2 protein-coding genes are annotated in these 16,850 nt (G+C 39.3%); both read right to left on the bottom strand.

From position 1 onward, the window contains the following. Positions 1-6,561: an HYR domain-containing protein gene (locus G3I01_RS01055; RefSeq protein ID WP_219550335.1), complete on the bottom strand. Its 6,561-nt coding sequence runs from the start codon at positions 6,559-6,561 to the stop codon at positions 1-3. A 141-nt stretch (positions 6,562-6,702) separates the two neighbouring features. Then, on the bottom strand, positions 6,703-16,833 hold the full coding sequence (locus tag G3I01_RS01050; RefSeq protein WP_219550333.1) for a T9SS type A sorting domain-containing protein: 10,131 nt from the start codon (positions 16,831-16,833) through the stop codon (positions 6,703-6,705). Between the last annotated feature and the right edge of the window lie 17 nt (positions 16,834-16,850).

Raw genomic sequence — 16,850 nt, 5'->3', positions numbered from 1 at the left:
CTATTTTGTAATAATTACTTTCTTAGAATAAATCTTTTCACCAGAATAGACTTTCAGAATATATACTGCTGAACTTAGGTTTTGATCCATACTTAGAAGGACTAATTTTTTAGTAGGTATTTCTTCAAAGGTTTTGATCTTCTGCCCTGAAAGGCTATAGAGTTCCACAAAATCTACCTGCATCAGGTCTGGGTTCAAAAGAGAAATTTCATCAGTCTTTTTAAGGTATTGTAAATCCAGAATTGAATCATCTAAATTGATAACAGGTGTCTCTTTCTCTGCTTCTTCTGTAAGAGGTTTTCTGAAAACTATTTCATAAAGGTCATCGAAATTTCCAATTTCTTCCGCAGTTGTTGAGAACGGTTCTTTGGAAATATTGAAATATTCTTCTGTCGTAAGATCTTTTAAATAAACATCGAAACCTTTATAAATATTCTCTAATTCATCAATTTTTATAGTGTATTCTCCTGGCTCTGCGATCTTGATCCCAATTTTTAAAACCTGGTCAAGGTTAAAATCGGGAACTGCCTGAATCACAAATTCTGTGTCCTCAACCAACCAATACATGTCTTCCACGTTATTTTCAATTAGTGGAGCATCGTAACCCAGATCAAATCCGTCTGTTGAATTAGCATCTGCAGTAACCAATATTTGTCTGTGGTAGCCTTTAGGAGATTCGAACTTGAGTCTTATCTTATATCTGCTGTCTTTTTTATAGGTATTTTGCTCCTGTTCTTTTTTAGATTTTAAATCCTCTTGTGCATGGAAATGAGAATCTGGTGTTGACTCTGGAACAAATGCTCTGTATTGATTTCTGAATGTAATAGAATTAGGAGAGGAGACTCCAATAGTACTTATGAAGAAAGCCTGTCCTACAGGAATATACTGTCCAGGTTCTTTTGTTCCCTGGGCATTATTATCATTAATTCGAGAATCTATAGAAGATGCCGCTATAACTGCACCTGACTTATTCATAACAGCATATCCACCAACATACTCTTCAAGATAATGAGTGTCCTCTTTTCCGAAATGATCCCAGAAATAAATGGAGCCGTTGAAATCCTGATTTTCAATTGCATTTTCATCGATAAACTGAAATGCATCAATGGCAGATGGATATGGATTCCCGGTTAATAGATTCTGTCCAGCTCCAACGTTAACCTTAATATCTCCATTGTTAGGTTTACCCCGGAAAGTATAATTTTGCTGATTATTTAATGGTACATATCCCTGGGTTCCTTTCATTGAATACCCAATGCCAGGAGGAAGCAGATCTGTTTCCCCAAACTGATGCCATTCAGAGTAATCATCGGCGGTACCGTTAAAGCCATCTTCGGGTGCTCCAAAGGTATAAAGCCAATAAGTACTAATTCTTTTAGAACCAGTATAGTTTCCATCTGCCCAATGATATTGATAGTTGAAATTTAAACTCTTAGGACTGGTTGGATCTGTACCATCCTTAAGCACCTCATTGACCTTGAAGCCAGAATTATTTGCAGCTCCCTGAAGAGAAACAGGAGACGTCCAGTAATTGTAATTAAAACTATTGGCGGTTCCCTGCTGGTCTCGATCAAGATAACCCGAACTAGACTCTTCTAGAATACTGTTTTCAGGTTGTATCAACTGAGATTCCCCATTTAGGTCGATTACACCGTTCAATTTCAAGTAGTGACTAATAAATAATGAATTACCGGTCTCATTGTTTACTGAGCCCTGCATATCTAATTTACTAGCAGAATTAGACTCTGAAATCAAACCTAAAAGAGTGATGTCCTTATAATTTGATTGCAAGGTGTGAGAGGTTACTGCGATATTCCAGTTTATTTTCTCATTATTGATTCCTAATGAATTTGGAGGGTCCCAAACCTGAGGCCTTTTCCAGCTTGTTTTATCAAACCATATGCCGTTCTTAGCTGATATGTAAGGTAACGGAGCAGTAGTTTCCTGGGTAGTGGTAATATTGATCAATCTACCATTCACTTTGTCGGTCGCCCTGTCTGCGGTAAAACCTCCGGTTATTTCTCCCGGCTGTAACCTGTAATATCCCTTAAGGTCTGTCCAGGTGATACCTGTTGCATCTATAGGAATGATTTCTCCACGCACTTTTCCGGCATTATTGACAATTTTCTGATTCATCAGAAGTCTTATATCTTCCTTCTCAAGAGATTTGCCCCATATGCGAACTTCTTCCATCCATCCATGAAATAAATCTTTAGGATTATTAGGAGAGCTGGAATCGAAAACTGCGCCCAATAAAAATGGCGCTGTAGTTATCTGCGGATTACTGCTCCCAGATTGCGATCCCATTAGAATGCCATCAACATAAAGATTTGTTGTTGAACCGTTGAATGAGAGCGCTATATGGTACCATCTGTTGGTGCTTACGTTTTTGTCTGTAAAGGAAGTTGTCCCAATGCCATTAATTTTAGGAACTCCGTTTTCCAGGATCAATTCATATCCGGTAGATGGGTTTGAATAATCTCTTTTCGATAAGATTGTTCTTACACCATCAACAGATTTCGGTTTTATCCAGGCTTCGAAAGTAAAGGAGCCACTGTTAAAGCCATAATTATCGCCAAAATTAACGTGGTCATCTACTCCGTCAAAATCAAGAGTGCTACAGCTGGTAAAGCTAACTTTAACATCGTCAGATTTTCCGCAGTTTACACTCCATCTAAGCGTATAAGTACCTTGAGAACCTATAAATGTGGTCTTTGGATTAGTGTCATCTGCAAAGCTACCGCCTGAAGGCCCGTTTACTATAGTCCATTTTCCAGGAATGGGGTCACCGTTTTCATCAAGATCTTCTTCTGCGTTTAGCTGAGTTGAACTGAATCCACATCCTAAAACCTGATCAGGGCCTGCATTTGGAATAATTTCTTCAGGTTCTTCAATTATTACAGTTGAATTCACCTCACAACCGTTGGCATCTATAACTCTTACATTATATTCTCCTGCGGTTAAATTAGTGGCGGTGGCAGTAGTTTGTCCATCGGGCCATACATAGATGTAATCTGGTGTCCCTCCTTCGGCACTTAAGGTTGCCTGACCATCTGACCCACCAAAACAACTCACGTTAGTTTGAGAATCTATAGTTAGGCTGAGTGGATCTGAAGGTTCTTCAATGGTTACTCCTTTGGAAGTAAAGCTATCATTAGAATCTGTATCTGTAACTTTTACGAAATAGGTTCCTCCATATAGCTGCTCAAAAATACCGCTGGTTTGTGGTCCTGCCACAGAAGTACCTGAGGAATCAAGCAATTCAAAGGAATAGTTTCCAGAACCACCAGAAGCTCTTGAGGTAACCGTTCCATTCATGGCGCCATTACATAGTAATTCATTTGCGAATGCAATTGCATAGAGAGGAGACCTTACTGTAGATTCATTATTGGTTGAAAAACATTTTGGATTATTTCCGCCACCACCGCCGTCATTGCCATTGCCCTGTCCGTTTGTTGCTGTGGTACCACATGGCCTTTGAATATTATTTTGGAAAGTTAGGTAAACACCTTCTACTTTAACTTGATCACCACAATTGTATTCAATTGGGAAAGTTTGTGCGGTTAAGGGGATAGCCTCGTATTCATAAAAACAGTCCTTAACCTTGTAATTGTTAATCGTGCCGGTTTCTAGATTTTCAATAGAATAAATCAATTCAATTTGAAGTGAATATCTGGTAGCCTGAGTAGGAAAATTAATGTATATATATTTTTGATCTACCTGTTCACATTGCTCATTATTCGTAATTGGATTTTGATTTTCGTCACCGATAAAATAATAATCAAGACCAAGATCATTAGAACCACAATCATCAGCAAAACAACCTCCAACAAATTGAATTACTTGCTGTGTAAAAGTCCGACCTTTCGCATCGGTAACCGTAAGAGTTATTAATTTGTCTCCTATCTGGCTGTATTTTACATCAATTGGTCCTACGCCTGTACCGGTTGCTGGGCTTGCGTAATCTCCGAAATCCCAGGAATATGTATATGGTGCAGTACCTCCAATAGCAGAACCTCCATCTACACTAAATGTTGAAGTTCTTATAACATCCTCTCCTTCACAAAGTGAAATAGGAATAATATTGGCGCTTAAGGAGTCAACTACTTCAACTACACCGGTAGCTGTACATCCATTTTTATCTGTTACAGTAACTGTGTAAGTTCCAGCAGCTAATTCCTGAGCAGTTTGTCCGGTATATTTCTTACCTGTTGGTCCTCCGGTCCATTCGAAGGAATAGTTAGGACTTCCACCTGTTACCTGTGCTGTTGCACTACCGGTAGAAGAACCAAACGAGGTGGTTTCTGTGGTTAAAAATCCTGTTACTTTTAATTCTGTCGGCTGAGAAACCGTAAAAGTTCTGTCTTTCGCACATCCATTTTCATCGGTAACAGTTACAGAGTGATTCCCTGGAGCAAGACCAGTAGCCGTTTGGGTGGTTTGACCGTTATCCCAGAGATAGGTATAATTTCCTATTCCTCCTTGGGCAGTTACGGTCGCAGTTCCATTGTTTTCTCCAAAGCAACCTGAGGTAGTTTGAATGTTAGTAATTTCAACAAAAGTATCTGGTTCTTCCACGGTAACAGAAATCGGATCAGATTCACACCCATTAGCATCAGTAACCGTTACGGTATAAGTTCCTGCGGGTAAATCGGTCTTTTTAGCACCAGTACCCAGAGAACCCCAATCATAAGTAAGTGGAGCGATGCCTCCGGTGGCAGTTGCTTCAACTTCTCCTGTAGCAAAACCATTACATAAAACATCAACTTTGTTGGTTTCCACAACTACTGGGTCAATGGTAATTTCTTGAGAAGTAGATGAAGAGTTGCCAGAATCATCAGTAAATGTCCACGTTATAGAGTAAGTTCCGGCATTCGAGTATGTGGTTGGGTCAGTAGTAGTTCCAATGATTTCTCCTGAGCAATTATCAACCGCAACAGGAGCTTCCGCAGTATATACGCAGCCCCAGGTAATATTTTCTAAAACCGGAGGTGTTGGAGCTTCGTTATCCTCGACAGTTACAGTTTGAAAAACGTCATCGGCTACGTTTCCATTAGCATCTGTAACTGTCCATGTAATAGTGGTAATTCCAACCGGGTAAGGTTCATCCAGACCAAGACCATCATCTCTTGTTCCAATGGGAGAGCTTACGCTACAATTATCGGTACCAGTAGCAGGAGCTATAGATAAACCAGCTTCACAAATTCCAGTGTCATTGGTTGCGTTTATATTTTCACCCGCAGTTATTACAGGTTTTGTATTATCTGAAATGATTACTTTCTGAGTAGCAGTCGCCGTGTTTCCTGCATTGTCAATCACTGTCCAGGTTACGGTGGTTTCACCTAATGGGAAACTAGCTGGAGCGTCACTTGAAAAAGTATCCACACCGCAATTATCACTCGTGGTAGGTGTTCCCAGAGCAACACCGGTTGCAGTACAATTTCCGGAATTAACATCAGCAACTACATCTGCAGGAGCGGTGATTGTGGGATTCGTATTATCCGAAATAGTTACTTTTTGAGTTGCAGTAGCCGTGTTCCCGGCATTGTCAATGATTGCCCAGGTTACGGTAGTTTCTCCTAATGGGAAACTAGCTGGAGCATCACTTGAAACAGTAGCCACCCCGCAATTATCACTAGTGGTAGGTGTTCCCAGAGCAACACCGGTTGCAGTACAATTTCCAGAATTAACATCAGCAACTACATCTGCAGGAGCGGTGATTGTGGGATTTGTATTATCTAAAATAGTTACTTTTTGAGTCGCTTTGGCAGTATTCCCGGCATTATCAACCACTGTCCAGGTTACAGTAGTTTCACCTAATGGGAAACTAGCTGGAGCATCACTTGAAAAAGTATTCACCCCGCAATTATCACTAGTGGTAGGTGTTCCCAGAGCAACATCGGTGGCAGTGCAATTTCCGGAATTAACATCAGCAACTACATCTGCAGGAGCGGTGATTGTAGGATTTGTATTATCTAAAATAGTTACTTTTTGAGTCGCTGTAGAAGTATTCCCGACATTATCAATCACTGTCCAGGTTACGATAGTTTCTCCTAATGGGAAACTAGCTGGAGCATCACTTGAATAAGTATCCACACCACAATTATCATTAGTGGTAGGTGTTCCCAGATCGACATTGTTTGCAGTGCAGTTTCCAGAATTAACTTCAGCGGTAACATCTGCAGGCGCTGTGATTGTAGGATTTGTATTATCAGGATCGTCAATCGAGATATTCAACGATTTTGTTTTTACAGGATCAGATTGATCTGTAACTTGTATGGTATAGGTACCTGCCTTAAGTCCAGATATATCTTCTACGCCCGTTTTTGAATAGGCATCGGGTCCCGTCCATTCTATAGTATAGCTGGGAGTTCCACCTGCAATGGATACACTTATAGCTCCATCTGCAACATCAGGACATGAAGCATTTGTTTTGGAGACTACGGTAATGGAGATCTCTTGCCCAAATAAATTCCCACTTGTCCAGCTGGAAAGTGTAAGAAAAATAAGCGTAAAGGTCAGTAAATATTGGATTCGGGGTCCAAAAGTAGTTTTATACATAGGCTACCGATCTAGATTTTCATCGGTAAAAATACATATAAATTCGATAAACGACAGATTTTTGTTAAAAAATTATTCTAATAAGCCGCTTTGAATCAATTAAATAGAACCTTTTCTGCTAACTATTTATTAAATACTTATTTATTCAATAATGATCTTTTTGTTGCAAATACCATTCTCACAGAAAACTTTCACTATGTAAACCCCAGATCTCACAGGTCTCATTCTGAGACGGATCTCTTTCTCAGTAGGTAATTCATCAAACTCCTGAATTAACTTTCCGCCCAGGTCGAATATCATGACCTTATCTACATCAAGAAGGTCGAAATTACTGATCTTAACCTGTTTGTCGAAACGGCTGTAACTTATACCCACGATACCGTCTAAAATTGGAAGATCGGGATTTAAAATATCATCCGGGTCAAGAGCTTTTTCTTTGAAAAATACAAGCTCAAAACGATCTGTTATTTCACCTGCGCCTTCGATTTTTCCAATATAATCTTCTTTTAGAATATCATGTATGGTATCCAGAGCTTTATCTTTTAAATAAAGTTCCTTACCTGATGGCCAGTTTTCAGTAGCATCGATTTTTATTTTAAAATCACCACCTTCCTTGGTTTTAACAGCTAGAGGTAAGATCTGTTCATTAGCAAAATCTGGAACTCCCTGTATTACAAAGCCATGATCCTCAAACCACCAGTACATGTCCTCTAAATTATTTTCGATTAAAGGCGCATCATATCCAATGTCGAAACCATTAGAAGTATTTTCATCACTTGTCACAAGGATTTGTCGATGATAACCTTTAGGGGACTCATATTTTAACCTGATCTTCATTCGATTGTCTTCATAAGATTTTGTCCTTGTGTGTCCTTTGATAATATCTTCTTCTTGTTGTAGGAAAATCGAAACGCCAGATTTTAGTGGCTGAAATATCCTTTGGGTGTTTTTAAAAATTATATCACCTGCAAAAGTTTCTCCAACAATTTGGGCGCTGTTTAAAAAGAATCCTTGAGCAACTGGTATAATGTCCTCTGGTAAAATATTATTCGCGCCACCTTCACTGTTAATCCGCCAGTCATTTGAAATAGCTGGAGCACTTCCTGCTAGAGTATATGTTGCATAACCACCAACATACTCTTCAAGGATATGAGTTTTTCCTGAGAAATGGTCCCAATAATATATGGTACCGTTGAATGGTTGGTCTCCATTTTCTCTTCTTCCAGTGTATGTTTTACCTCCTAGAGTGAAGCTTTTTGATTTGGGTAGATTATCTAATAAAAATTCCCAAGCATGTATAGCGGAGGGATAAGGGTTTCCAACGAGGAAGTTCTGGCCGCTATCTAAGTATAATTCGCCCGTAGGAATATTGCCATTATTTGGTTTACCCCTAAAAGTATAATTTTGTTTCTCAGTCAGACCTGCAGATCCCGTTGTTCCCTTCATAGAGAATCCAGCTCCAACTATTTCTAGGTAATCAGATCCTAGATGTAACCAATCTCCATAAATATCTGCATCTCCTCCTCTAAAATCCCAGATCCATTCATTGCTGATAGTTATAGGACTCGTTATTCCTCCGTCTGCAGAGAAGTATCCAGGAGTAAAATTAATGGCAGGTTCATCAATGTTTGTATTTGTACCATCAAATAATATATTCTCAATTATAAATCCAGAATTGTTATTTGATCCCTGATTAGAAAACGGACTGGTCCAATAATTATAATTGAAACTACTTTTTCTTCCCTTTTGATCTATTTCAGCCCAGCCTCCACTGGAATTGTCAAGAATACTACCATGATCCTGTAATAATTGAGAATCATCAACAAGATCCATATTTCCATCCAGTAATAGATAGTGGGTGATTCTGATTGCGTGATCACCGTTTATGCTAAGTAATTTCTCGGAAGTTTCAGAAAGCAATCCAAGCATAATAATTTCTTTGCTGTCTGAAGTGATATTGTGATTGATCCTGGCGATATTCCAGTCTATAGCAGTTCCATTGTATGAGCTATTTGGATAATCCCATACCGTTGGCCTGGCCCATGTACTAACGTTAGCCCATTGCCCGTCAGATCCAGAACAGTAAGGTGTAGGAGATGTATTTTCCTGATTAGTGGTAATATTTACCAACCTGCCTGGTACTTCATTTATAGAGTGATCTGGAGTATATCCGCCAATCGGTTTAAGGCTATCGTCGAAGGTAGCGCACGCCGTTAAATTTTGTGGATCTGGATTATCTGAAATCAAACGATAATAACCTGCAAGATCACCCCAGGTTTGATTATAGAACTCAACACCATCCTGGTCAAGATTGTGACCGTTCCTTGTATAATAACTGCTGAAGCCATCTGCAATTTCCAGGTTTGGCACTATTTCACCTTCAATAAGAGAATTTGCGGTCGCAGCATCATTAAGTTTAATGCGCTGGTTCATCATAAATCTTATTTCGTTTATATCTGGAGCAGAATTACCATTCCAAATTCTCAATTCATCGATCCATCCTGAAAAGTGGTTAGATGTGGTCTTGGTCCCTGCATTATATCTAGCACCAATACTCGTATTATTAATACCAGAACCGTTTACAGTGATCTTACCGGAGGCTACTCCATCGACCCAAAGATCACCACCATTGGAAACTGCTATATGATACCATCTACTGTTCTTTTGAATAGTTGAAGGTAAATTCTCCATTTTAATTTCAAAACCTGAACTACTAAAGATTACTCCTGTTGATGCATCGGTAGAACCACCATCATCAATAGGCCTGTCAAAAGGTCTTATCCATGCTTCTATAAAATAGCTTCCGTTGTAGTTATTTCCAAGGTCTATATAATCATCGTCCCCGTCAAAATCCAGGGTAGTACAATCTACTAAAGTTACATTCGATGGATTTTCAACTGGAGGGCATCCTGAATTATCTATTAAATTTCCATTTTCATCTACTTCAGTAGGGGTAAGGATCCATTTAAAATTATAATCTCCCAAATTTTCTGCCGTAAAGATTGCTTGTGGATTGTTTATAGGATCCAAAGTACTTTCAGGGTCTTGATTAGAAATTTCAAATCCGGTAGTTACAGTATTTCCATTAAGATCTTCTACCTGCCAGCTACCTATATAACCGTCCAGGGTTGGATATTCGGTAATATTTTTTGCCTGGTAATCTGCATATACGTTTGCATTAAGTTGTACCGAAAGGCTACCGCATGATCCAACTTCTGTTGCAACGTTAGTGGTGTATCTGTCAAACGCCCAAACTCTTATAGTTTCAAAATTTTCTATACTCTGGCATTGATCACCATTACTATCTAATATTATTCTGGTTTGAACTTCGAAGTCATTCCAGCCTATTTTACGAGGAATAAAGGTTACGGTACTCTGATTTTCTGCACCGATTGGCTCAAGGTAATTATCCGGATCATTAAGATCATCATCATAATACCATTGTAGAATAACATCCTGGGGACCTTCTGGCACCTCTATATTATCCACTGCCCAAACATCCCCATCAATTGTACCTTCGTAATTAAAGCGAATTCTTAAATTAGACTGTCCTAAATATGCTCCAAGGTCTACTACCATTTTATTCAATGGTCTAAGCTCGGGAGTAAGATCACCAAAGTTGTTGTAATTTCCGCTGGTAGCAGTTCCGGTAATATCAAAAAGTACAGTTTCGTAGGATCCTCCGCCATTTGTAGAGATTTCAACCCTGATTCTTGCTCCTTCGGTAAGGTTGTATGCCTGATCCCAGGTAAGAATCGCTTCGTCCAGACCACCAAGAGAAAAAACAGGGGTTTCCATGAAAGAATCGTTATTTCCTGTGACCAAAGCAAAACCTTTATTTCCCTCGTTTGTTGAGAAAGTACGGAAATTGACCATAGATCCATTAGTTGGGCTTTGACTTTCAATAGGATATAAATTCGCGGTATAAACCTTTTCATTTTCCTGGGGATCACTACCATGCGGGTTCATTCTTAACCAATGATCTGCTCTTCCGTTGTTCGCTCCAGAATCAAAATCATTTGAACCGCCATTAGGATTTGTAAAGTCCCAGCCATTATTTTTAATACCTGCATTATCGAAAGCACCTCCATCTAGTTTTCCGCCTTCAGAGCTATAACCGGTTTCAGAGCTAAGAGAAATTTCGTCACCAATACAAATGACGTCTTTATCTACTTCTACAGGAGTAGGTTTAATATCAGCTTCAATAACACTTACAATCGCTGTTTCAGAATAAGTATTGTTACAGGAATTATTACCTATAATAGCACGAAAAGCTGTGCTTTCATTTGTAATGACGTTTTCAATTTCATCAGGGGTTAGATAATCCAGGGTACTGTTGATAGTTGTCCATGAATTATCTGATACTCCACGATATTCCCAACCTAACACTTCTCCTGAATATTCACTAAGGTTTAACCTGCTAGCATATCCTGGTACGGGATTTTGACAGGTAAGGAATAATCTATCGGTATTTTTAGCCCAAAGAGCTTTTCCGCCTTCTGGTAGCTGGTCAACAATTATGGTTGTTTCGCTTGTAGCTTCGTCACAAACTCCATTTTTAACCGTAACCCTGTAAGAAGTAGTTTCGGTTAAACCACTGAATATTCTGGTGTCACTTAGGTCTATATCTGCTGTTTCAGTCCAAACATCGGCAGTAGAAGCATTTTTATATTCCCATTTTATGATATCGCCAGTTCTACTTTCTAAAGAAACTTCTGCAGTGCCGTTTGAAATACAAATTCTTTCAGGTGCATTTAAATTTCCGATAACGGTATTATCATCAACAAAAACTGAAATTTCATAAGAATTGCTACATCCCTCGGTAGTTCCAACTACCGTGTACTTATTTTCGCCCAGGGTAGTGGGTGTTGCCTGATAGGTTGCTGTGGCACCACTTTGTAATTCTAATTCTCCTAAATACCAGGTGTAGGTTTCTGCTCCGGTAGCGGTAAAATCAATGCTGCTTCCTAGACAAATTGTATTTTCATCTCCAATGATATCTACAATCACATTAGGAATTTCTTTAATTCTAACTTCCACAGGAGTTCTATCACTCTCACAACCGGTAGTCGATACAAAAGTCTGGCTAACGTAATAGGTTGTCGTATTTACTACATTTGTGGAAGGAGTAGGAGCTTCAGATAAAGCAGTTTCAGCATCAATTGAAGCATACCAATTTATTTCGGCTCCATCGGCTGGAATTACTTCAAGTGGTTGGACATCCTGTTCATTATGACAATATTCAAATTTTATTACTTCTTCGGAAACAGGAGGTGGTGTTTCAAGAATATCGATTGTTAACATTTCTGAATAATCACTTTCGCAACCATTGGGTCTGGTTTGGGTAGCGTAATATTCGAATGTAGTCGGATTGGAAGTTTCAATAGGAATAGTATTACCTATAAATGTATATTCTGAAGTAGAAGAATCGAAAGTATACCATTTGATTTCATTACCATCTTCTCCAGATGCGGTAAGATTCCCTGCATCTTCATTAAGACAGAATTCCTGATTTGAAACCGTGGGAGCTTCTGGTCTAGGATCAACTCTGAATGTAAATGTTTTTGAGGTTGCTTCCGGGCATGTGAAATAGTCTGGTCCATCTACAACCACATAATATACTCCAGAATCACCATTTTCTCCAGCTTCCGGATCTATGATAGTTAGCGTACCGGTATACTCTCCGTTCGGTCCATCAGGTCCGGTAACACCAATCTCTATCTTATTGCTTACAGGATTAACTATGTTTCCATCTTTATACCAGTCAAAATCTAAAATGGCTCCATTTGCATGACCTCTAAATAAGAAGCTTATTTCATCCTGAGAATCCTCACATATGGTAATATCTTGTGAAGGTTCAGTGATGGTAATATCTTCATCGACATTCAGAGTTACAATTTCTGAAGTGTCCTGGATACATGAATCATCTCCACTTACGATTACATAATATTGCAATGCATCAACCGCAGTTACATTTGAAAAATTAAGGATAGCCTCATTTTCACCTGCGATCATTTCTTCGGTACCATCTTCTAAAATTCTATACCATTGGTAGGTAAGGTCAGCACCACTGGCAATTACTTCGAATTCAGCCGGACTATTAGAACAAACACCTGTATTTACAGGATCTGTGGTTATAACAGGCACCTCCTTAATAGTGAATTCTGCGGTAGCAACTACCTCATCACAACCGGCATTAGAAGGTATGGAATAGGTCACAGTGTGAGGTCCCGGAATACTTTCTGATGGGTTTATAGTGCCATCTGTTGAAATTGAAAGGCCGTTGGAACCTGAGTACACTCCGCCTTCATAATCACCATCTTCTCCACTAGTAACCACGGGTATAGCAGTTTCTGAAGAACAAATTGTTTCAGGATAGGAAATATTAATTTGTGGGTTTTGTGTGATTGTAACTTCAGTGGTAACTACTACTTCATTACAACCTGAATCCGCGCTTATTGTATAGAATATATCGTAAGTTCCCGGGCCACTTGTCTGGGCATTTATTTCTCCTGTGTTAGGATCAATAATTAGTCCGCCGGGTTGGGAAGATGAAAAAGTTCCATTTTGATAATTGCCAACACCATTGGAGAAAATCGGTTCTTTTAAAACCGTATCTGAATTACAAAATGGATCCTCATAACTTATTTCCACAAATGGCTCAGCTATTATTGTAACCTCAACAGTAGCGACGGCCGGATTGCAATTTTCTTGTCCATTATAGGTAACTAAATAAGTTCCAGGATCACTAGCGCCGGGTGTTATTGCACCAGAACTGGAACTAATAGTTAGCCCAGCTGGGGTAGCGCTATATGTTCCTCCGCTATAATTGCCTGTACCGTCTAAATTCACATTTACGCTTCCAGCGATTGAAGTACAAATATTCTCCGGATAGGAAATTGTTGCTGTAGGATCTGGAATTACGGTGATGGTTCCCTGTGAAGTAGCCTGCTCACATTCACCTTCCGTTTGGACGGTGTAGTTGAAAATGCCATTTTCACCGGGGATTGCTCCAGCCTCAGTTGGACTTCCTGAAATGGTGAAAATTCCATCGGAAAAATTTCCGCTTAATCCCTGAGGTAAACCTGTTACACTTGCTCCAGATCCCGGTGATGAAATTTCAAATTGAATTTCAGAAATAGGACTGTTAATACATACTGTTTGATCAATATTAGCAGGATCGGTAATTGTGACATCAGGATTTACTGTAATTGTACCTGTAGTGGTGGTAGTTTCACAAGTTCCCACAGTTTCAAGCGAATATTCGAAAGTTCCTGAAACATCAGGGGTCCCGCTTAAAATGAAATTTCCTCCAATAATACTTCCGGTGATTCCGTTGGGTAAGTTGCTTGTGTTTACTGAAGTTACCGTGGAATTTACTGGAAATTCCATCGCAGCGATTGGCTGGTTAATACATACGGTTTGATCTTTATTAGCTGCGGCTGCTATAGTATTATTAGGCAAAACATTAATTGTTCCTGTTCTGGTAGTTTGCTGGCTTGTGCAATTTCCAGTGGAGCTTACGGTATAAGAATAATTTCCAATTTGGGTTGGATTACCAGAAACTGTAAATACCCCGGCACTAAAATTTCCGCTAACTCCCGGGGGTAGCCCTGAGATTGTAGCCCCTGTGGCTCCTCCTCCAATATTAAATGAAATATTCTCCAGAGGAGTATTAATACATATATCTTGAGCCTTATTACTTGGATCACTAATAGTAGCATCAGGTGTAAAGTACAGTATTATGGAATCGCTAGATTCACCGCACTTATTTCCATTATTGCTGTTACCTTTAGGCTCGGGAACAGTCATCGTTAAAGTTACCTGTCCGGCAGTTTTATCTGCTGCAGTAGGGGTGTAAGTAACTTGAAAAGTACCGGTTTTGTTATTTCCTCCGGGACCATTGCTGAAGGTTCCACTTCCAGAAGTTGAGAAGTTTACGTCAAGACTTGCGTCTCCAAAACTGCGTTCTCCTGATAATACAATTGAATTTTGACTTTTGCATATAGTTTGATCGGGACCAAAGTTCGCTACAATATGATTGTCTACTACTATACCGCCATAAGTCGAGGGAGCGCTATTACCACAAATATTGGTAGCTACTACAGATACTTCTTTAATACCACTAGTGGAGGCATCATTAATTCTAACGTTTACAGAATTAGTGCCTGCACCGTTAAGTAAGGTCCAGCCAGCCGGAATTGTCCACTTAAATGTCCCACTTGCAGCAACGCTAAAATTAATATCATATGGAGGGCAGATATTATTGTTTCCGCCTAGATCTGAAGTGATGTTACCTGGATTTGCCGGAACTCCATTTACTGAAGTTACAGCAAGAGTGCTTTCGGTGGAGCTATCACCGCAAGTATTACTTGCCTTTACAGAAATATTTCCACTGCCAGTACCCGCATTTACAGTTACTGAATTTGTACCTGCACCAGAAGTAATATTCCAACCAGATGGAAATATCCAGTTATAGGTTTCTGCATTTTCAACCGGAGGAACTGTATAGGTTAATCCAGTGGCTGAGGAACAAACTTCGATTTCCCCGGAAATATTGCCAGGGATTGCTGGTGCCGGAGGGAAAACATCTATACCTACAACATTACTTGTAGCCGTCGTGGTAGCTAAACAGGTTTCACTTGAGGTAATAATAAGCGAAACTGATTGACCATCGGTAAGGTTGGTTGTGCTAAAGATTGGACTGTTGGTCCCTATATTAACGCCGTCTAACTTCCATTGATATGTTGGGCTTAATCCTTCATTACTTATAGTTGCAATGCTGAAAATAACTTCATCACCAGGACATATATCACTGTCACTGGCAGAAATGGTAACTTCTGGAGTGAGATTTAGGTTCACTTCTGTAGCAATAGAATTACTTAAAACAGGATTGGAGGTTGTACAGCCTTCAGAACTTGTCAATTCTACGGTTACAGCATCGGCATTCGAAAGATCTGTAATATTGAACGTGTTTAAATTTGTTGGAGAACCTCGGTCAATTCCATTAACTTTCCATTGATATTGCGGATTATTACCTGCATTTGTAGAGCTGGCTGTAAAAATTACCTCAGTTCCCTCGCAGATAATATTATCTGCATCTGAAGACGTAATGGAAACAGATGGAGTTAGATTCTCATTAATGGTAATTGTTCCGTTTAGCATAGATGAACTACCGCATGAACCCGTTGCAAATATTGAATAATTAAAAACCCCGACCTGAGTGGAGGAACCGCTTATGGTAAAATTACCTGCAGAATAACTACCTGAAACTCCAGGAGGTAATCCATTTACTGTTGCTCCATTACCGGTTTCACCTATTAAATAGACAATATTTTCGATATTTTGTGATTGGCAAACTTCCTGATTTATACTTCCTGAACTCAAAGAGATGGTAGCATCCTTTACAACCTCAATAGTGCCTCCTTGTGATGCATTACTACACGGGCCTTGTGTAGTTACTGTATAATTAAAATTACCAGACGAAGTAGGGCTACCACTAATGGTAAAAGTTCCGTTGCTAAACGAACCGCTTAAGCCGGGCGGTAATCCAGACACTGATGCTCCGGTAGCACTTCCTCCAATATTAAATACTATTGGCGTAATAGGTTGATTCAAACAGGCGCTATTTACGTCGGTGTTTGATGATGAAATCGTTGCATCTGGAGAAATTGTAACTGTTTTAATCACTTCCACCGATGCAGGCGATGGGCAGATATAATTACTGTTTAGAACAACTTTTACTGAATATGATTTATCTGTAGAATAGTTATAAGTGAAATCCTTTGATCCCGAAGACTGCTCAAGATTTCCATCTACATACCATTCGTAAGTTGGGTTGGTGCCGGCATTAGTATTAGAAGCAGTAAGTTTTAAATTTCCCATACATATGTTGCCTGCCGGGACATTAAAATTGACTGTAGGTGTTTTAGTTGTATTTACTGTAATAGGGCTTCCATTATTACTTATAGAACAGGAAGTGCTATTAGCCTCTGTAACCTCAACCGAAACTACTTGTCCATTAGTAAGAGTGGTACTTGAAAAAGTATTTGAATTTGTAGTCCCGCCTTGATTTACATTATCAATTTTCCATTGATAAATATATGGACCGGTACCTCCATTGGGAGTAGCAGTGTAAGTTACGTTGGTCCCTTCACAAATAGTATTACCAGTATTAGATGAAATAGATACCGATGTAGGACATTGTCCCCAGACTAGAACTGGAACAAAAAATAAGAACAATAAAAGATTCCCGTGTAATTTTTTACCCATAGGTGCAAGGTTTTATT

Origin of the sequence: Gramella sp. MT6 (assembly GCF_019357415.1) — a bacterium.
Taxonomy (GTDB): domain Bacteria; phylum Bacteroidota; class Bacteroidia; order Flavobacteriales; family Flavobacteriaceae; genus Christiangramia.
Note: the sequence above shows the minus strand (reverse complement) of the source record. Positions and strands in the feature narration are given on the sequence as shown.